Source organism: Streptococcus sp. 4886 (genome assembly GCF_013276485.1).
Classification (GTDB): Bacteria; Bacillota; Bacilli; order Lactobacillales; family Streptococcaceae; genus Streptococcus.
Genome location: NZ_VMLD01000022.1, coordinates 105,064 through 124,447 on the forward strand (window position 1 = coordinate 105,064; position 19,384 = coordinate 124,447).

Below are 19,384 nucleotides of genomic sequence, written 5' to 3' on the forward strand. Positions count from 1 at the left end.
AAACAAAAAGGGGGTAAAAACTAAGCGATTTTGACGAAAGGAGGTAGTTTTTGGCTAAACCAATTACAGCGAAGTCGATTAAGTCAAAAGTAGTCAAGCAGATGAAAGACTTGGGCACTTATCGTAAAGAGTTCGAAATGATCATTGATATTTTTGCAGGAATGCTCTATCAGTATCAGAAACTTGCTCAAGATTATGCTGACATGGGTTATCCAGTAACAGACACCTACGTCAATAAGGCTGGTGCTGAAAATGAGCGCAAAGTTCCAATCTTGACAGCTATGGAAATTTTGAGGAAAGACATTCTCAGCTACTCTAATCAGTTGATGATGAATCCTAAGTCGCTCGGTGAGGTAGTAGAACAAGAGGGTGAGTCAGTTCTTACTGAGGTCCTGAAGTTCAAGAACGAAATCAAGAAGAAGCGAGTGACTGGCAATGGGTAATCTTGATAAAGCAAAAGAATACGCTCAACACGTCTTAACTCACCGAGAAGAACATTGCGAAGAGAACATTTTTGCTGCTGAACGTTTTTTCCGTGATTTAGAAAATCCAGCGTTTGAGATGGATGAGGATATGGTGGATTTTGTTATTCACTTTATCGAGAACGTGATAGTTCATCAGCAGGGCGATGATATGTTTGCGGTATCTATCCGTAACAAGCCATTACTCTTGCAACCTTGGCAACATTTTGTAGTTGTGAACCTGTTTGGATTTTACTATAAAGGGACGAATGAGCGCAGGTTCAAAGAAGCGCTTATTATGCTTGCTCGGAAGAATGGAAAGACCTCGTTTACTGCTGCAATTGCACTTGCTTATCAGATTCTGGACACGGATAGCGGTTCGAAATGCTATATCGTTGCTAACTCAGTCAAGCAAGCGATGGAAGCTTTTGGTTTTTTAAGGTTCAACGTTGAACGATGGAATGATAAGAACATTCGTATCAAGGACAATAACCAGGAACACTCTATTACTGCTAACTTTGGTGATGAGGGTTCTTTCTTTATCCAAGCTCTAGCGAATGATGAGAGCCGATTGGACTCTTTGAATGGGAATGTTATCATCTTGGACGAAGCTCATACTATGCGAAACAGTAAGAAGCATGGTCTTATGAAAAAAACAATGTCGGCATACCGTAACAGTATGCTTTTTGTTATCTCTACAGCTGGGGATATTCCTACTGGGTTCCTTGCTAACCGTCTGAAATACTGTCAAAAGGTGCTCAAGCAATTGGTCACTGATGATTCATTTTTCATCTTCATCTGCAAGGCTAATCAATCTGCTGATGGTGATGTAGTAGACTATCTGGACGAGAACATCCTCAAGATGGCTAATCCGTCATGGGGTGTCACGGTTTCGCTCAAGGCTCTCAAGGAAGAAGCAGAGCAGGCTATGAATGATCCTCAGACTCGAAACGAGTTTTTCAATAAGACCCTGAATATCTTCACTAACTCTATGAACGCTTATTTTAATCCTGATGAGTTCATTGCGTCGGATAGTTGCTACGATTGGAGTTTAGAAGAGCTGGCACGCTTGCCGATTCGTTGGTATGGTGGTGCGGACTTGTCAAGATTACATGACTTAACAGCAGCTGCTCTCTACGGTGTCTATAATGATGGTGAGAAAGATGTTGATATCTGTATCACACATGCTTTCTTTCCTCGGATTAATGCTCAGAAGAAGGCTAATGATGATGGGATTCCACTTTTTGGCTGGCAATCTGATGGCTGGCTGACGATGAGCAACACTCCTACCGTTCTCTATGATGATATCGTCAAATGGTTCATCAGTATGCGTGAGCGTGGATTTAAAATCCAAGCTGTGGGAATGGATAGGAAGTTTGGTCGTGAGTTTTTGGCCAAGATGAAAAAGGCTAAGTTCAAGATGATTGACCAACCTCAGTTATTCTATCTGAAATCTGAGGGGTTCAGACGGATTGAGTTCAAAGTCAAGAACAAGGAATTTTACTATCTTCATTCTGACGCTTATGAATACTGTGTGAGCAATGTTAGAGCGATTGAAAAGGTGGATGACGCTGTGCAATACGAAAAATTAGATGGAGACGGTGGTACTGCAAGGATTGACTTGTTTGATGCCAGCGTCTTTGCTTGTATACAGGCTCTTGCTAATCTTGGCAAGGGTGGCGATGTGATGAGATTCTTTGATTAGAGAGAAAGGAGGTGAGGAAACATGGGTATTTTTGAAAAGTTTTGGAAACGAAACAAGCCAAGTAAGCCAATCAACATGCTGAGTCATTCAGATTTAGGGTTGTCAAACCTGATGGATTCGTATGTACCTTTGGCCAGAAATCCAGATGTGGTGACAGCGGTTAATAAGATTGCTGATTTGGTCTCTAATATGACCATCCACTTGATGGAAAATACAGATAAAGGTGATATCAGAATCCGTGATGGGCTTGCTAGAAAGATTGACATCAATCCCTGCGAACATATGACAAGGAAGTCATGGATTTTCAAGATTGTGCGCGATTTGCTTCTATACGGCGATGGAAATTCTGTCTTACATGTGGAATATGAACCTGTTACGGATTATATTTCTAATTTAAGACCATTTCCGATGAGAGAGGTTTCATTCCAAACAGATAAGGATTCCTATGTAATCTCATTTAGGGGTGAAGAGTATTCCCCTGATGAAGTAGTCCACTTTGTCATCAATCCAGATCCAGATATTCCATACATTGGTACTGGTTTTAGGGTGACGTTGACAGATGTGGTTCAAAGTTTGAACATGGCTACGAAGACTAAAAAAAGCTTTATGAACGGTAAGAACATTCCTAGTCTTATCGTTAAAGTAGACTCGTCCAGTGCTGAACTAGATTCGGAGCAAGGGCGTGAGCGTATCGCTGAGAAGTATTTAAGTACTAGCAGGGTTGGCGCTCCATGGATTGTTCCAGAGGCATTGCTGGACATCCAGCAGGTAAAACCGCTTAGTCTAACGGATATCGCTTTAAACGAGTCTGTGGAATTAGATAAAAGAACCGTTGCAGGGCTATTAGGAGTACCTGCTTTTATTTTGGGCGTGGGAGAGTTCAACAAGACAGAGTATAACAACTTTGTAAATACGACTGTCATGAGTATCGCTACTACCATAACCCAAACTCTAACAAGGGACTTGTTGGTATCCAGCAATCGTTATTTTAAGCTAAATCCTCGTTCACTCTTCTCTTACAACATTACGGAGTTGTCTGCTGTTGCTCAACAAATGGCAAACAGTGCTGCAATGCGTCGTAATGAGTGGAGGGATTGGCTAGGGATGGCTCCTGATCCTGAGATGGAAGAGTTGATTGTTCTTGAAAACTTTCTCCCTCAAGAGAAACTAGGAGATCAAAACAAACTGAAAGGAGGTGAGGAAGAGAATGCAGAAACGGAATAGTTATCGTGCCACTCAATTTCAAACGAGGGAAGAAGACTCTGGTGATTTGATTTTGAGTGGCTACTTTATCAAGTTTGACGAGGAGACGGAATTGTGGCCAGGCTACTGTGAAGTTATCAAGCGTGCTGGAGTTGAAAAAGCTATCACAGACGCTGATATCAGAGCTTTATTTAACCACGATGATAGTCTTGTTCTCGGTCGAACAGGTAACGGAACTCTGACACTGGGTGTTGATGATGTTGGTCTTTTTGGGGACATCATCATTAACAAGGATGATCCTCAAGCGGTTGGAGCCTATGCCCGTGTCAAGCGTGGAGATGTTATCGGATGTAGCTTTGGCTTTATCCCGATAAAAATCGAAACAGAGGAACGTGAAGATGGTTCGTATCTGGACACTGTCTTAGAACTAGAAATCTTTGAAGTGAGCCCATGTACTTTCCCAGCCTATCCACAAACGGAAATTGCTGCACGACAAAAAGACTTTGAAAGTCAGAGTCGTGCTAATCGTGAAGCGCTAGATAAGCGCAAGAAAGAAATTAAGGAGAAATTTAAGCTATGAATAAGGCGTTAATCTTTGGTGCTCGTATGCGAGCAAAAGCAACTAAGGTAGTTGAGTTGGAAGAAACTATCGAAGAATTGAACAAACGTTCGGTTGTTGAGTTAGAAAAGTTGGATCGTGCTGAAACTGATGAAGAAGTTTCAGCAGTTGAAAAGACTGTGGACGGTCTTCAAAAGGAAATTGAAGAAAAAGAAGTTGAAAAAGCGCAGTTGGAAAAAGAAATTGAAGAGTTGGAAAAACAAATCGAGGAGCAAAATCGAAAAGCACCAACACCAGGTAAAACTGAGAAACGAGGAGGCAAAACATTGGAACAACGCGAAGCATTTAATCACTACCTTCGAACAAAAGAAGTGCGTGCTGATGGTCTCAAATCCGCTGAAGGGGAAGCAATCATCCCTGTTGAATTGATGACGCCTAAAGAAGCGAAACAAGACAAGACAGATTTGACTTCATTGGTCAACATCGTTAATGTCAAGAATGCAAGCGGTAAATGGGCAGTTGTAAAATTGACTGATCAAACAATGAACACTGTTGAAGAGTTGGAAGAAAACCCTGAATTGGCTAAACCAACCTTTACAAAGGTGAACTATGAAATCAAAACACGTCGTGGTCATTTGCCAGTATCTCAAGAATTGATTGATGACGCTGACTACGATGTCATGGGATTAGTTGCTAAACAAGCTAAGAACCAAGAACGTATTACTAAGAATAAAGAGATCGCTAAAGTTCTCAAGACAGCTACAGCTAAAAGCGCAGCTGGTTTGGACGGCTTGAAAGATATTCTCAACGTGGAATTGAAACCGTACTACGATGCAACTATTGTATGTACCCAATCTATGTTCGCTGCTCTTGATAAAATCAAGGACAAGGACGGTCGCTATATGCTCCAAACAGATATCACATCTCCAACTGGCTACAAGTTCGCTGGTCGTGTAATCGATGTTTATCCTGATAACATCATTGGAGATGCCAAAGGTGAGATGAAAGCCTTCATCGGTGACGTTGGAGAGTTTGCGACATTGTTTGACCGTGCTCAGACAACTGTCAAATGGCAAGATGATAAAATCTACGGTCAGTATTTGGCAACTGCTAATCGTTTTGATGTAGTCAAGGTAGATAGCGATGCAGGATTTTATGTGACCTATACAGATGCTGTTTTGTAAGGAGGTAGTAAATGGTATATAAGGTAATCCGTCCTTTTAAGGACTTACGAGACCCAAAGAAACATTGCTATGAGGTTGGGGATAATTACCCTAGAGCTAAGCACAAACTTGATAAAGAGTTTGCGGAGACTCTGCTAAATGGGGCAAATAGTGCAGGATCTATTTTTTTGATGAATGTAGAAGATAAGGATATGTCGAAAGATGACACATTAACTACAGAAGTAGAAAAGGAAGAAACAAAGGTAGTAGATGTGAAAACTGAAGAGGGAGACGAGGAGTAGTTATGGACAATGCTCAATTATTAGAATTGCTTAAGCTAAAATTGGGTATAGCAACAAAACTACGCGATAAGCCCTTGGAGAAAATCATCGAATCTGTCAAAACAGAACTGGAAGATAACTTAGGAGTTCTACTTGACTTAGACAGCCCAGAAGACCAAATGTTTGTAGTTGATTTTGCAGCCTTTCGCTATGAGGGTGGGGTGGATATGCCACGCCACCTTTTATGGCGATTGCATAATTTGAAATTGAGGTAAGTCATGGCGTGGAACAATGAAATTACACTAATTTCTAAGATTAAAACAGGACTAGATAAATTACACCAACCTCTATTTGAAGAAAAGCGGTTGACTATTTTATGTCGTAAGCGTTCCATTGCTCGTTCTGAATTTTATCAGGCTAGCCAGGTTGGACTTAGACCAAGACTTATCCTTGATATTCATAGCTTTGAGTATAACAACGAGGAAGAAGCGGAATTTAATGGGAAACGGTATCGTATTCTCAAAACATTTCCGATTGGTTTAGAAATTCTGGAGTTGACCTTGATGGAGGAATTGCCATGAGTTCAACAGGTGACCTTTCAGCAGAAATCGCTAAAGCACTGAGCGAATATTCTAGTGAGTTAGAAGATGAGATTGACGCTATCGCACAAGAGTTAGGTGATGAAGCTGTTGCGACTTTGAAAGCGACAAGCCCAAAGAATAAAGGAAAGTATGGAAGAGGATGGCGTCTTAAGAAAAACGCAAAAGGCTCATACGTAATCCATAATGCTACAAGACCTCAATTGACTCACCTACTTGAAAATGACCATGTCTTAAGGAATGGAGGTCGCAGTCGTGCTATTCCTCATATCCAACCTGTAGAAGAAAAGCTAATCAATTCCTTTGAACGGAAAGTGAAGGAGGCTATTCAAAAATGAAATTATCTGACCTTGTCGATATTCTAAGTCAAGCGAATCTACCTATAGCCTATCGTGCATTTGAAATTGGACACGTTCCTCAAACACCTTACCTTATCTACTTTGAATCACATCCAGATATCAAGAGAGCAGACAACGAACAGAAATACCAGATTAAATCTGTGACTGTAGAGCTTATCTTTGAACGTAAAGACGAAGATTTGGAAGAGATCTTGGAAGAGTTGTTGTCTAAACATCAACTTGTTTTTGAGGTATCAGAAGAAAGCTATATCCCAACAGAAAGGCTATCTGTCAAGCCTTATACTGTTTATTTGTACTAAAGGAGAAGAAGATGACAAAAACAGAAAATACAGTAACCTATGGATTGAAAAACGTGCATATCGCACCAATCGAAAGTATCAACAGTGAGACAAAAGTCATTAGCTACGGGCAAATTTTCCGTTTCCCTGGAGCTATGAACTTGGAGTTAGAACCAAAAGGAGAATCGAAAGCAATCCAAGCAGACGATGTGGACTACCACTTCATGAACTCAAACGAAGGATATGAAGGGAAATTGAAAGTGCCGCATATCACGGAAGAGTTTGCGACGAAAATTCTAGGAGAACTCAAGGATGAGCAAACAGGAGTATTGACTGAAAAAGGCGATGCTTCAACTAAACCGTTTGCTATTATGTTTGAATTTTCAGGAGATAAAAATAAGACTCGTTACGTTATCTACTACTGCTCTGCTAGTCGTCCATCAAACGGCTCTGGTACTAAGAGTGGAACAACTGTCAATGAACGTGAACTTAGCTTTAAGGGTTCACCACGTCCGCTTGATAGCGTAGTGAAACGTTCGATTACGTCTGCAGACAAGAAAGAAGTGTATGACGCTTGGTTTACTAGCGTTTATGAGCCAACATCTCTAGGATAAGGAGTAAAGAATGCGTCGAAGTATTAAAATCAGCAATAAGCGCTATGAGCTTGCAACAAATGCCTATACTCCAATCGCTTACAAGAACGAGTTTGGGCAGGATTTTTTCAAGGACCTTTTAGGACTTTTGAAAAATAAGCAATTGGTAGCTCAATTGAACCAATTGGAAAAAGGTAATGATTTGGTAGCGGAAAGTGTCGATTTATCTCTTTTAGAAGATTTTGATATTACCTTTTTCTATCGTCTATTTTGGGTATTTGCTAAATCTGGCAATCCTAAAATTAAACCGTTTGATGATTTCTTTATGGAGATGGAAGAATTTCCTCTTGACGAAGTTTGTCCGCTAATGATGGAAATGTTGAATACGGTACTACAAACAAAAAAGAAACAGACACATCAGAAACAGCAAGTGAAGAAGCCTTCACGGTAGAATCTTATCTATCTTGTTGCAAGGAAACTGGCTTATCTATCGATGATCTCAAGAACATTTCTATCGGAATGGCTTTGGATTATCAGACAGATTATGTTAACTTGCGTAGCGAAAACAAAACGGGTAGTCGGAAGGCTACCCAAGCTGATTTTGATGCATTTTAGAGAAAAAGTGAGTGCTGAGAGAGCGATTGTGAGGACAAGTTCCTTGAGTTGGCTAGTGTTCTGGTCATAGAAATCCTCTCAGCCGCTCCTTATTTTTTAAGGAAAGGAGGAAATATGGCAGGAAATATCAAAGGGATAAAAATTGAAATTGATGGCGATACCCAGCCCTTACAAAAAGCGTTAAAAGGTGTCAATCAAGAGTCTGCTAACGCAACAAAAGAGCTGAAACAAATTGATAAGGCTTTAAAGTTTGATACTGGGAATGTTACTTTACTAACCCAAAAACAAGAAGTCTTACAGAAGCAAGTTGGAACCACTCGGGAAAAACTAGAAACCTTAAGACAAGCTCAATCTCAAGTTGAAGAACAGTTCAAAAAAGGAGATATTGGCGCAGATCAGTATCGTGCTTTCCAGCGTGAAGTAGAAGTGACTCAAAATGTCCTAAAAGGATATGAGGGAAAACTAGCTAGTGTCAATCAAGCTCTTGAGGGTAATGGGAATGCAACCAAGAATAACCAAACCCAACTGAAAGAATTGCAGAATGAACAAAAACTACTTGCCAGTGAATCTGAAAAAGTTGTCAGTTCATTTAAACTGCAGGAAAGCCAGATGGGTGCCAACGCTAGCGAAGCTGACAAGTTAGCACTGGCTGAAAAGAAGATTGGTGCACAGTCCGAAATTGTCGCTAGTCAAATTGAAAACCTTGAGAAACAGTTAAGTCTAACAAAAGAACAGTATGGTGAAAACTCAGCTGAAGCTAACAAGATGGAAGCGGAGCTGAATCAAGCTAAGACCGCTTACGCTGATCTTGGTCAGGAAATGGAAAAACTAGCCAGCAGTGGGAAACAAGCTGGAGATAGTCTCGGAGAGACTAACAACCTCTTGAAAGCTGAGTTACTAAACCAATTTTCTGAAAAGCTATCTGAGATAAGTCAAAAACTAGTTGATTTTGGGAAAAATGCTCTGGAAGCCTTTCGTCAAGTAGATGAAGGTATGGATATCATTGTTACTAAAACTGGCGCGACTGGGGATGGCTTGAAAGAAATGCAAGATATTGCTTCAGGCATCGCAACAACAATTCCAACAGATTTTAGTAAGGCTGGCGAAGCGGTCGGCGAAGTCAACACGCAATTTGGATTGACAGGCGATGCTCTTAAAGATGCCTCCATAGAAATGATAAAATTCGCTGAAATAAATGGATCTGATGTTACAAATTCAACTATTTCATCCCGGAAAGCCATAGAAGCGTATGGGCTTGGTGTTCAAGATCTCTCTACAGTTCTTGATAGCACTACCTATGTTGCACAGTTGACCGGCGTATCAGTAGATGACCTTATGAAGAAGGCTATAGAGGGCGCACCACAGATTAAGATGTTAGGGCTTAGTTTTGATGAGGGGGTTTCTCTTTTAGGCCAGTTCGAAACAAGCGGTATTGATGCTTCAGCAGCTTTGTCAGGGATGACTAAAGCTGCTGGAAGTTATGCAAAGGAAGGCAAGACTTTAAAACAAGGTTTAACAGAAACTATCGAAAAAATCAAAAATACAAGTAATGAGACAGAAGCCATGGGACTTGCTATGGAGATTTTTGGATCAAAAAAAGCACCTCAAATGATTGATGCAATTAAACGGGGTGCTTTTGATTTTACAACTTTTGCTGGGACAGCTGAGAATGCCGCTGGAACAGTTAGCACCACTTTTGAAGACACATTAGATCCAATTGATAAATTCACGACAGCTCAAAATTCAGTTACTTTGGCTATGTCTGAACTTGGTGCTTCGATTGCTGAAGTACTAGCGCCAGTATTTGAAATGCTGGGGAATATTGTCAAGCAAGTAGCTGAATGGTTCAGCGGATTACCTGGTCCGATTAAAGAATTTATAGTAATTATAGGAGCTGTGGTTACCGCTGTAGGAGTTTTAGCGCCTATATTCTTTTCTCTGCAAGCTATATTTACAACATCGATAGGGGCAATGATCACTGCCGCTTTACCAATCATTGGAATAGTAGCAGGTATTGTAGCTGCTATTTCAGCAGTTGTTATTGTCTTGAAATACTTATGGGAAACGAATGAAGGATTCCGCAACGCTGTCACAGCTGTGTGGGAGGCTATTTCATCTGTCATCAATACTGTTGTAGGTGAAATTTCAAATTTCATCATGAGTATTTTTGGAACTGTTGTAACTTGGTGGACTGAAAACCAAGAGCTAATCCGTTCTATTACGGACGCAGTCTGGACTGGCATTTCCGCTATCATTAGCGCTGTTATGACTGTTCTAGGTCCACTTATAGAAGGAGGATGGAACACCATTCAGACTATCACGTCTACAGTTTGGGAAGTGATTAAAACGGTAGTTGAAACAGCTATCAACGTTGTTTTGGGTATTATCAAGGCAGTGATGCAGATCCTTACTGGTGACTGGTCGGGCGCTTGGGAAACCATCAAGAGTGTTGGAGAAACAATCTGGAATGGGATTGCAAGTGTCATTGGGACTATCTTTAATGGCATAGCGCAGGTATTGTCTAACATCTGGAACACCATATCAACGGTTGCTTCAAATGTTTGGAACGGCATCAAGTCCACTCTTTCAGGAATATTTGATGGTATTTCAAGCTCAGTCTCAAGTGTCTTTAACGGTATAAGAGATACGGTTAGCAACATTTGGAATGGTATCAAGTCAACTGCAAGCAGTGTCTGGAATGGCATTAAAGATACAATCGGCAATGCTATTAACGGGGCTAAGGATTTAGTTGGTCGTGCAATTGAAGCTATTAAGGGATTCTTTAACTTTGAATTTAGATGGCCTCATATCCCTCTACCACACTTTAGTATTTCAGGCTCTCTCAACCCAGTTGACTGGTTGAGTAACGGGTTGCCAAGTATTGGCGTAGAGTGGTATGCCAAGGGCGGTATCTTGACCAAGCCGACTGTTTTCGGTTCAAATGGAAATAGCTTGATGGTTGGTGGAGAAGCTGGAAATGAGGCTGTCTTACCACTGAACGAAAGAACCTTGGGAGCTATCGGTCGTGGAATCGCTCAAACAATGGGAGGTCTGTCTCCTGTTATCAATGTCAGCATTAGTGGAAATAACATCAGTGAAGAGATGGATATCAATCGTATTGCTGACGTTGTCGCTCAAAAGATTGCGGATGAACTGCAAAGGAAAACACAACTTAGAGGAGGAATTGCATGATCAAACATAATGAATTAGTGATTGATGGTGTAGCCACCTCCTCTTTTTCTTTTGACGTCATTGTAGAAGAAGCGCCATCCATCGTGATTGCCAATAGTAAGACAAAACTATGGGAGCATGACGGGATTAGCGGAGCCATCCTACAAACCAATCATCATAGAGAGATGGTTGAGAAATCCTACACGCTTCACTTAGTCAAACCAAAAGAAGAGGACTTGAACCGTTTCTTGGCTCTCTTTGCCAGAGAGAACTTTTGGCTTGAAAGCGAACGTGTCAAGACTACTAAGATGTGGTGTTACAAGGTAAAGATTTCTGAGACTACTAGAAATCGTGCAGGATATTATGCGCTCAAAGTCACATTTGAGTGTCATCCTACAAAATTTTTCAAAGTCACAGACAATCAGACCTTTTCAAGAAGCGGAACTTTAAGAACCAAGGGCTCTGCTTTAGCTTTCCCGACAATTACCTTAACTGGTCAAAGTACGACAGAGGTTAGTTTCACAGTGGACAGGCAGGTCATTCGCTTAGAAAGACTGTCTGGAAGAGCTATCATGGTAAATAACCCTAACAATCCTAGTTTCTTGGACGGAACAGGTTCCAGAATTAAGTGGACAGGGGATTTTATCACGATTGACCCTATCAAGAAACAAGATGTTGGGATTGTCTTGGGTGCTGGTATTAGTTCCATGACGATTGAGACAGTTTGGGGGTGGGCGTAATGTTATATTTGCTTGAAAGTGATACTCGTAATGTTAAATGGAACGGTATTCCACTGCATGAAGCGACTTCAGCAGTCATAAAAGAGCAAATGAACGGGGATTTCATCCTTACTGTTCGCTACCCTATCACGGACTCTGAGATTTATCAGCTTTTCCGTGAGGATATGTTGATAAAGGCGCCAGCGCCTGTGATTGGACCTCAGCTGTTCCGTATCAAGAAGCCAGTAGAGAATGATGATCATTTAGAAATCACTGCTTATCATATCACTGATGATGTCATGCAGCGGTCTATCAATCCTCTGTCTGTCAACAAGCAGAGTTGTTGGCAGGCTCTTTCTCAATTGGTACAAGTTGCTAAGTCTCCTATCAATGATTTTTCATTTACCAGTGATATCACGGACAGGCGCACCATAAACACGAAAGAAGTAGAAACACTCTACAGCGTGTTAATGGATGGCGCTCACTCAATTGTGGGAACATGGGAAGGAGAGATGGTTCGGGATAATTTCGCTATCTCAATCAAGCGAAATAGAGGAGAGGACAGAGGTGTTATCATCTCTACTCACAAAAACTTAAAATCCTATCAACGAACCAAAAACTCACAAAATGTTATTACTCGGATCCATGCCAAGTCTACTTTTAAGGCAGAAGGAGCAGAAGAAGACACAACGATTGCCGTAACGGTTGATAGTCCCTTAATTGGTGCCTACCCTTACATCAACGAAAGAAGTTATACCAATAATAACATTCAGACCGTTGATGAGTTGACAAAGTGGGCTAGCGCTAAATTTACTAACGAACACATAGATAAGGCTACAGATGCCATCAAGATAGAAGCATATGAACTTGATGGGCAAACTGTTCACATGGGCGATACAGTAAACCTGAAAAGTTATAAGCACAATGTAGACGTTTATAAGAAAGCAATTGCCTATGAGTATGACTGTTTAGCAAACAACGGCCAAGGAGCCTATCTGACCATTACCTTTGACGATAAAGTGAAATCAGGAGGAAATGGTGGCGGAGTATCAGCAGTAGCAAATGCAATCTTGGACAAACAAGAGACACAATTTGACATTATGCTTGAGCGTGCGATCGCAAACGCTGACCGTGCTTTTGATGCTGAATTTGCCAAGCGTGAGAAAGCTATCACGGATGCCATCGAGCAGTACAAGGCTAAGGCGGAAGAATTTGGCGCTAAAATCCACGAGGAAATGGAGAAAGAGCGTCCTGAGTTCGTGAAGCGAATCCGTGAGGAGCTGATGAGTGGTGCGGACTCAATCGCTGAACTAAGCAAGAAACTGGAACAGGTCAGTGAAACTGCAAGGGTCAATGCTAGCCTGATTGGCGGTGACGGGAATACCCAGTACAACAAGAATCGCCTCAAAGGTGGCACGGCTAAGAAAATTAGCTATGGAACGGATTTCGTAGAGGTCGGACACAATGGAGAGGGTTTTGAACTAGGGAAGCAGTACGTCATCAGCTGGTCAGCAACCTGCACGCCTTATGGGAAGACAGACGTGACTGTTGTAGTCAATAAGAATCTATTTTATGGTGGACACGTTCATCTTGCGCCTGCAAATACAGTCATGCCAGTGATTGACAAAGACCTGACCCAGAAAGAGGAGCAGGTCTTGGCGGTCTACTACGGTGCCTATCGTCTGACTTTCTCAGGGGACTGGTATCAGAACGTAGAGCAGTCTGTGACGATTGATAATCAGACAAGACGGATTGAACTAGCGCCAGTCTACAAGACGGTTGCTGATGGACAAAATGCAAGATATGAGGGAAGTTGGAGCGAGAGTCCAACTTTTATTTTTGACGGAGGTAGAACATGACGGAGACAATCCCAGTAAGGGTACAGCACAAGCGCATGTCAGCGAGTGATTGGGCAAGTAGCACTCTGGTCTTACTTGATGGCGAGTTAGGTATCGAGAGCGATACAGGCAAGGTCAAGGTCGGAAATGGCCGTGACCGATTTTCAGTTCTTCAATATCTAACAGGACCAAAAGGTGACCGTGGAGAACGTGGGGAAACAGGACCACGAGGAGCGGACGGTGTTATGCGGTTCGAGAACCTGACAACCCAGCAGAGAGAGGGGTTGCGAGGAGACAACGGCCACAGCTTAAATGCCAATGTTCGTATCGAGGGAAGTTACAGAAACGGTGCGACTAGTCAGTTGAATTTGATCGCGGACGTCTACTATGACGGAACACGGTTAACCAGTGGCTATACTGTTGATTATTACTACAGAGGTTTTGGGAATAACAACTGGCAAAGTTTGCTGAGCCAAACGCCTGATGCAAATGGAAAGTTTGGCCAGTGGAATGCTTCTCAGCGTTCTGGAGGTTGGTTTGAGGTCTACATCGTTGTAACGCACAACGGCATTAAAGCAGCTGCTAGCACACGGCTTGACAATGTTAGTGACGGTGCAAGAGGGGCGAATGGTGCAACGGGTCCAGCAGGACCGGCAGGAGCTAGAGGACGTGACGGAGCGCCCGGTCAAAACATCATCAACCAGAATGGTGGGCAACCAATGAAATATTGGTCTGGTACAAGGTCTCAATATGATGCGATTCCTAACAAGGATAGTAATACTATCTACGATATTTTTAGTCAATAGGAGGTAGTATGGCTAGAGAAGGAATTTATGTAGGTGGTAAGGAAGTTGTTGAAAGATATATAGGAGATAAGCTAATCTGGAAAAAATACAGATTTCGAATTGTAAATGCTTTGTCATTGACTATATCAAATATTAACTATCAGTCAGCTGCTTTAGATTGCCGTACTCGATTCTTGTACCGATATGAAGGATTAAAATCAGGGTACTACTATTTGAGAATAGAAGAAAAGTTTGTTAAGGTATATGCTTATAATTTATCAACACCTAGTCCATCTTTTATGTTTTTACTAGGTCAAAACGAAGATGCAGGAGTAGATGAATCAAGCAAGCGTCAAGCTTTATCTGATTTGACACGAAACTGGTTTAGAGATGATTATAAAGATATTGTTTTATATGACAGAATGAGGTAACACATGGACATAACCATTCAAAACGTCCGTTTGCCTGCTCTTGAGCAGAACGGGCGGTATTATAAGGTCTTTCAGCCACGGACACGAGATGAGCTGCTGAAACTGCACCACATGGGTTGTGTGGGTGACACGGTGCTGACGGATATTCAGCTGGAGCAGGGGGATTTTCCTACAAGCTTTGTAGAACCTACCATCACGCAACGTACCCTGTCAGGTCTCTTCAAGGATATGCGTTCTATTGAACTGGAATTGAGAGACCCAAACAGCACTCTCTGGGGCAAAATCCAGCAGAACAACCAAGGGGCGCTGACCCAGTTCTTTGATGAGAATATCAAGAGTGCCATCGCTCAGACTGCCAAAGAAATCAGGCAGGAAGTGCGAGACGCTGCTAACAGTGCGAGGGTACAAGTGACGCCTGAAGGTGTGACAATTGGAGCTACTACCTTAACGGGTGAGCAGTTAGCTTCTACTATTTCCGCAAGTCCAAGAGGCGTTGATATCATCGCTCCACACGTTCGAGTACAGTCAGATATGTTGGTAGATGGTGCTGTAACAGCTAGGAAGATGGCCGCTGGTTCTGTCACTGCTGAACATATCCAAGCTGGGGCTATTACAGGCGATAAAATCAGCGTAGATGATGCCTTGATTCGGAATCTGACCGCTAGAGATGCCTTGATTGACAAGCTGACATCTAAACGTATCTTTGCGACTAAGATTGAATCTGTTGTATCTAGCTCAACCTTCCTACAAGCCTATCAGGGTGAAATTGGAGGTTTCACCATTGGTCGTTTTGACCAAGGAAGAGGTCGCTGGATTTCTGGTATCAACCAATTCTCAGTTGGTATGGGAAACGGCGAAGGCGGAAGTTATAATGGGGAGAATACTGCTTTTTGGGCTAATTGGGGCTATAGTTGGGATAGACCTGGGCCTAATGCTTGGTATGTAACAACATCAGGGAATATGTATTGCAGAAACGGAGCAGACTTTCACGGTAAAACGGATTTTTCCCAAACATCAAATGCTAACTTTTATGGCGGAGTGCATTTTGAAAAATCTCCTTTTTTCAAAAACGGAATTGAAATGGGGAATAAGGACATTTATGGAGAAGGTGGCAATCCAGCTGGAGGTAGGAATAGAACCGTTTGGTGGAACCAACTTACTACTGGGCTTTTTCGTGAAAAAGCTGGTATCACTTCGAGTTCAGATAGGCGCTTGAAAGAAAATATTAAAGAGAGTCCAGTTAATGCCTTGGATAAAATCCAAGCATTGAACATGGTCTCTTTTGATTTCATCGAGAGCCAGAAACACGAAGAGGTTGGTTTGATTGCGCAGGAAGCCCAGAAGGTAGTCCCTCATGCAGTTGAAACAGATGAAGTAACATCTTATCTGTCTATCAACTATTCAAAGTTCGTCCCCTACTTGCTGAAGGCTGTCCAAGAACTAGACCAGAAAATCAAAGAAATGGAGAACACACATGGATAACAACACAATCGATAAGCTAGTAGCTGAGTCGCTCGCTAACCGCTTGAGAGAAAGTGAATTGAATTGTGCGCATTTAGAAGCGCACTATACGCTGGCTTTAGCTGAATTGCAGGCCTTTAAGGCGGTGCTGGAATATGAACCAGCCCTCAAAGAACTATTTGACGAAACGCAAGCAAAAATGAAAGGAGCTAACAAATGAGCTATGAACTTGCAATCAAGCCCTACTTGAAAGGTGGGGAAAATGTAACAGTTGTCGCCATCAAGATGGAAAACAAGGGGCGCTATTCTTATGAGCAGTGCGAATTGCTAGGTAACCACACACAGGATAGTGAGGACGCCCTTATCCAAGCGGTTTTGGAATTGGTTCGCACCGAACTTGACCCAACAAGCGCTATTGTCAAAAACCAAGAACAGTTGGCTAAAACAACGGAAGCGCTGGAGAAAGCCAACCAGCTCATGGATGGCATGCAGAAGGTCAATCTCCAGAACGCTCAGGATATTGAGGATATCTTAGCGCGATTGGAAGAGCTGGAAGCTCAAGGAGAGCCTGACCAGGCAGAGAAAGAGGAGGCAGGAGAGAACGACTCTCAGGCTACGGACACAGAAAACCAAGCTGATGAAGCAGAACCAGCCCCAGCGCAGCCAACTACTGAACAACCAGTAGCAGAAGCACCTACACAACCAACCCCAGCGGTAGAAGATAAGAAAGAAAGCGAGAAAGAAGATGACATTTCTGAAACGACAAACCAAGAGAGCCCTAGTGAAGACAATGGAGGTAGCAGCAATGAGTAAGATTACACTAGACCAAGCAAAAATCGATATGTACATCAACCTACTGGAACGTGAAGCAGTTGATTTTTCATGGGTACATAAACGCTGGAAAGACCGTGTGCGCAAGGAATTGAAGCGACGTGGTTTGAGCCATCTGGCAGGCTAGCGAGGTGCTTATGGACGTCTTACAATCAATAGAGCATTTCTTCATGAACGTGCTATCAGCAGCTTCACCGATTATTATAGCTTGGCTCAGCTACAAATTGCCGAAGAAATCAAAGGAACAGACAGACCAAATCATTTCAGAGTTGAGCGAAGTCAAGAAACAGATCAAAGATGTCCAGACTACCGCTAAAGATAGCAATTCTAAAATCGATGAAGTACAAGAGAAGTTGAAAGTACACGATGAGGCGCATCTAAATACCATGAAGTTGCGCCTTGACCGTGATATGCGACGGGCTATTCGTAGAGGGTTCACTTCAAAAGACGAATTTTCCCTAGTGGAAAGTCTGCACAAAAGCTACAAGGCTTTAGGAGGTAATGGCTACATAGACCGCTTATTCAGCGATTTTGGGAAATTGGAGATTAAGGAAGACATCTTAGTAGATGATTAGAAAGAGGTGCAGAATGGTCTGTAATCTCAATATGACCAATTTGCGGCAAATTGACGGTGGTCACCTGATTAAGCAAGGGGACTTAGCTTCCACCTTTGGTTTTGCCCTCTTAGACGAAGACTACCAAGTCATCTCCTCTCTGGAAGGGGAGGAGGCGCTGATCAGTCTGACCAAGGAGGGCTACCAGTGGAAGAAGCAGGTAGCTGTTACCAGTCAAGGTGTGAGTTTTCATCTGGACGCTATCTTGCCCATTGGGAGTTATCGCTTGGAAATCACGGCTGGAGGCTATGTTTTCCCCAGTGATAAATCTGTCCATATCCAGATAGTCGCCTCAGATAAGGAATTGGTCACAGAAGAAGTCCATGCTTTAAAAGAGCTGGATATTGCAAAAGAAGTCGAAAAACAGCTTGCAGGTAGAACTGTAGGCGAGAGCCCAGTAGGTCAGGAATTGCCAGACCTACTCTTTTATTACAATTTAGGAAAGGTGTAACACAAAATGGATACTACAAAATTAACAGCATTTGCGCAGGCATTGGGGGAAGATAACAAAAAGGTAAACGAAGAGCTGAAAACGAAAGTCAGCACGTCTGACATGAACCAAGCTATCTCTCAAGCTAAATCCGAGGTTAAGGCTGAAATCTTGGGCGAGGGAACGCCTGAAAATCTTGACACACTGAAAGAAATCGCGGAAAAAATCACAAGTATGGGACAAGATGAAAATAGCGCACTTCTTGGCAAAGTAACTGAAGTCAGCGGACGTGTAGACCAGATTGCCAATGTTGATTTGGTCGCAACTTATAACGCAGCGAAAGCGTGAGTGCTATGAGTAACCTTGAAAATCTAGCAAGAGCAATCGGTGAGGATGTCAAGGCGATCAAAGAAGACTCAGAGCTAAAGGATAGGGAGGTTCAGGAAAGACTGGACTCTCTTGAGAGTAGACCGAGAGTCAATCCAGAAACCCTCGTTACAAAAGCGGAGCTGGAAGAGAAAGGCTACTTGACCTCCCACCAAGACTTGTCTACTTACACTCAAAAATGGGAGTTGTACAATGATATCCCCATCAAGGCTAGGATTTCCGCCTTGGAAAATCGCCCGTCATTTGACAATCTGACCTCCAGCCAGAGAGAAAGCTTAAAAGGGGAAAATGGGCATAGTTTGAATGCCAGCGTTCGTATTGAGGGTTCTTATAAGAATGGCTCTACTAGCCAATTGAATCTGTTTGCGGATGTATTCTACGATGGCGAAGCAGTCACGAGTGGCTATACTCTTGATTATTACTACCGTGGTTTTGGGAATAATAGCTGGGGTGTTTTGAGAAATCAAACGCCTGATGCAAATGGTAAATTTGGCCAGTGGAACGCTACTCAGCGCTCTGGTGGCTGGTTTGAAGTCCGTATTGAAGTGAATTACAGAGGTTTAAAAGCCTCTGCTTTCACTCATTTGGATAATATCAACGATGGCGAACGAGGCGCTGCAGGAGAACGTGGTCCGCAGGGTGTCCAAGGCGAAAGAGGGCAACAAGGACTGCAGGGCATTCAAGGGCCTAGAGGAGCAGATGGTGCGCCCGGCCAAAACATCATCAACCAAAACGGTGGGCAAGCCTTGAAATATTGGGTTGGTACAAAGGCTCAATATGAAGCTATCAGAACGAAAGACCCCAATACTATCTATGATGTGTATGAACCAAAATAGAAAGGAAACAACACATGACACAATTTAATGAATTTATTATCGCTTTTGCGACAGGCTTTTTAGCA

Annotated in this window: 24 protein-coding genes and 2 pseudogenes; all 26 read left to right on the forward strand. The window is 42.5% G+C overall.

Annotation, left to right across the window (positions count from 1 at the left end):
• The first annotated feature begins 50 nt into the window (after positions 1-50).
• The 26 genes and pseudogenes from HT679_RS09855 (at position 51) to HT679_RS09975 (ending at position 19,319) form a co-directional block, all read left to right on the forward strand.
• Positions 51-443 (forward strand): P27 family phage terminase small subunit, encoded by a 393-nt coding sequence (locus HT679_RS09855; protein ID WP_001118282.1) that lies wholly within the window; start codon positions 51-53, stop codon positions 441-443.
• Complete coding sequence (locus HT679_RS09860; RefSeq protein ID WP_173214399.1) at positions 436-2,166, forward strand: terminase large subunit; 1,731 nt, start codon at positions 436-438, stop codon at positions 2,164-2,166. Before HT679_RS09855 ends, HT679_RS09860 begins: the two co-directional genes overlap by 8 nt.
• Positions 2,167-2,187: 21 nt before the next feature.
• The gene (locus tag HT679_RS09865) at positions 2,188-3,390 is read left to right on the forward strand and encodes a phage portal protein (RefSeq protein ID WP_173214401.1); all 1,203 of its coding nucleotides are present in this window, start codon (positions 2,188-2,190) and stop codon (positions 3,388-3,390) included.
• Positions 3,374-3,949 carry an HK97 family phage prohead protease gene (locus HT679_RS09870; protein ID WP_049543890.1) on the forward strand — a complete coding sequence of 192 codons (576 nt, stop codon included), beginning with the start codon at positions 3,374-3,376 and terminating at the stop codon, positions 3,947-3,949. Before HT679_RS09865 ends, HT679_RS09870 begins: the two co-directional genes overlap by 17 nt.
• The gene (locus tag HT679_RS09875; RefSeq protein WP_173214404.1) at positions 3,946-5,112 is read left to right on the forward strand and encodes a phage major capsid protein; all 1,167 of its coding nucleotides are present in this window, start codon (positions 3,946-3,948) and stop codon (positions 5,110-5,112) included. The genes HT679_RS09870 and HT679_RS09875 overlap by 4 nt, the downstream gene beginning before the upstream one ends.
• An 11-nt stretch (positions 5,113-5,123) precedes the next feature.
• Positions 5,124-5,393, forward strand: coding sequence for a hypothetical protein (locus tag HT679_RS09880; RefSeq protein WP_173214406.1), 270 nt, complete (start codon positions 5,124-5,126; stop codon positions 5,391-5,393).
• Between the two features lie 2 nt (positions 5,394-5,395).
• Positions 5,396-5,647: a hypothetical protein gene (locus HT679_RS09885; protein ID WP_112445584.1), complete on the forward strand. Its 252-nt coding sequence runs from the start codon at positions 5,396-5,398 to the stop codon at positions 5,645-5,647.
• A gap of 3 nt (positions 5,648-5,650) precedes the next feature.
• Positions 5,651-5,953 carry a phage head closure protein gene (locus HT679_RS09890; RefSeq protein WP_173214407.1) on the forward strand — a complete coding sequence of 101 codons (303 nt, stop codon included), beginning with the start codon at positions 5,651-5,653 and terminating at the stop codon, positions 5,951-5,953.
• Positions 5,950-6,309 (forward strand): HK97 gp10 family phage protein, encoded by a 360-nt coding sequence (locus HT679_RS09895; protein ID WP_173214408.1) that lies wholly within the window; start codon positions 5,950-5,952, stop codon positions 6,307-6,309. Before HT679_RS09890 ends, HT679_RS09895 begins: the two co-directional genes overlap by 4 nt.
• A complete protein-coding gene (locus HT679_RS09900; RefSeq protein ID WP_173214409.1) occupies positions 6,306-6,629 on the forward strand; it encodes a hypothetical protein in 324 nt (107 codons plus the stop codon). The genes HT679_RS09895 and HT679_RS09900 overlap by 4 nt, the downstream gene beginning before the upstream one ends.
• Positions 6,630-6,640: 11 nt before the next feature.
• A complete protein-coding gene (locus HT679_RS09905) occupies positions 6,641-7,222 on the forward strand; it encodes a major tail protein (RefSeq protein WP_173214410.1) in 582 nt (193 codons plus the stop codon).
• Between the two features lie 10 nt (positions 7,223-7,232).
• Positions 7,233-7,652, forward strand: coding sequence for a hypothetical protein (locus tag HT679_RS09910; RefSeq protein ID WP_173214411.1), 420 nt, complete (start codon positions 7,233-7,235; stop codon positions 7,650-7,652).
• A gap of 278 nt (positions 7,653-7,930) precedes the next feature.
• On the forward strand, positions 7,931-11,008 hold the full coding sequence (locus HT679_RS09915; RefSeq protein WP_173214412.1) for a phage tail tape measure protein: 3,078 nt from the start codon (positions 7,931-7,933) through the stop codon (positions 11,006-11,008).
• Positions 11,005-11,727, forward strand: coding sequence for a phage tail protein (locus tag HT679_RS09920; RefSeq protein ID WP_173214413.1), 723 nt, complete (start codon positions 11,005-11,007; stop codon positions 11,725-11,727). The genes HT679_RS09915 and HT679_RS09920 overlap by 4 nt, the downstream gene beginning before the upstream one ends.
• Positions 11,727-13,565, forward strand: coding sequence for a phage tail spike protein (locus HT679_RS09925; protein WP_173214415.1), 1,839 nt, complete (start codon positions 11,727-11,729; stop codon positions 13,563-13,565). Before HT679_RS09920 ends, HT679_RS09925 begins: the two co-directional genes overlap by 1 nt.
• Entirely contained in the window at positions 13,562-14,350 is a 789-nt protein-coding gene (locus tag HT679_RS11610) for a collagen-like protein (RefSeq protein WP_112445601.1), read from the forward strand. The genes HT679_RS09925 and HT679_RS11610 overlap by 4 nt, the downstream gene beginning before the upstream one ends.
• Positions 14,351-14,358: 8 nt before the next feature.
• Positions 14,359-14,760, forward strand: a complete 402-nt coding sequence (locus HT679_RS09935) for a hypothetical protein (protein WP_050365290.1) — start codon at positions 14,359-14,361, stop codon at positions 14,758-14,760.
• Between the two features lie 3 nt (positions 14,761-14,763).
• A pseudogene (locus HT679_RS11470) lies at positions 14,764-15,141 on the forward strand (gp58-like family protein); the annotation flags it as partial.
• A gap of 189 nt (positions 15,142-15,330) precedes the next feature.
• Positions 15,331-16,242: pseudogene (locus HT679_RS11475) on the forward strand (tail fiber domain-containing protein); the annotation flags it as partial.
• Positions 16,235-16,441, forward strand: coding sequence for a hypothetical protein (locus tag HT679_RS09945; protein ID WP_173214418.1), 207 nt, complete (start codon positions 16,235-16,237; stop codon positions 16,439-16,441). The pseudogene HT679_RS11475 and the gene HT679_RS09945, both read left to right, overlap by 8 nt.
• The gene (locus tag HT679_RS09950; RefSeq protein WP_173214420.1) at positions 16,438-17,034 is read left to right on the forward strand and encodes a hypothetical protein; all 597 of its coding nucleotides are present in this window, start codon (positions 16,438-16,440) and stop codon (positions 17,032-17,034) included. Before HT679_RS09945 ends, HT679_RS09950 begins: the two co-directional genes overlap by 4 nt.
• On the forward strand, positions 17,027-17,179 hold the full coding sequence (locus HT679_RS09955) for a hypothetical protein (protein ID WP_173214422.1): 153 nt from the start codon (positions 17,027-17,029) through the stop codon (positions 17,177-17,179). The genes HT679_RS09950 and HT679_RS09955 overlap by 8 nt, the downstream gene beginning before the upstream one ends.
• A gap of 10 nt (positions 17,180-17,189) precedes the next feature.
• Positions 17,190-17,627 carry a hypothetical protein gene (locus HT679_RS09960; RefSeq protein ID WP_172934639.1) on the forward strand — a complete coding sequence of 146 codons (438 nt, stop codon included), beginning with the start codon at positions 17,190-17,192 and terminating at the stop codon, positions 17,625-17,627.
• 13 nt (positions 17,628-17,640) lie between these two features.
• A complete protein-coding gene (locus tag HT679_RS09965; protein WP_173214424.1) occupies positions 17,641-18,117 on the forward strand; it encodes a hypothetical protein in 477 nt (158 codons plus the stop codon).
• A gap of 6 nt (positions 18,118-18,123) precedes the next feature.
• Positions 18,124-18,444: a hypothetical protein gene (locus HT679_RS09970; RefSeq protein WP_173214426.1), complete on the forward strand. Its 321-nt coding sequence runs from the start codon at positions 18,124-18,126 to the stop codon at positions 18,442-18,444.
• Positions 18,445-18,449: 5 nt separating this feature from the next.
• A complete protein-coding gene (locus tag HT679_RS09975) occupies positions 18,450-19,319 on the forward strand; it encodes a collagen-like protein (protein ID WP_173214428.1) in 870 nt (289 codons plus the stop codon).
• Positions 19,320-19,384: the final 65 nt, after the last annotated feature.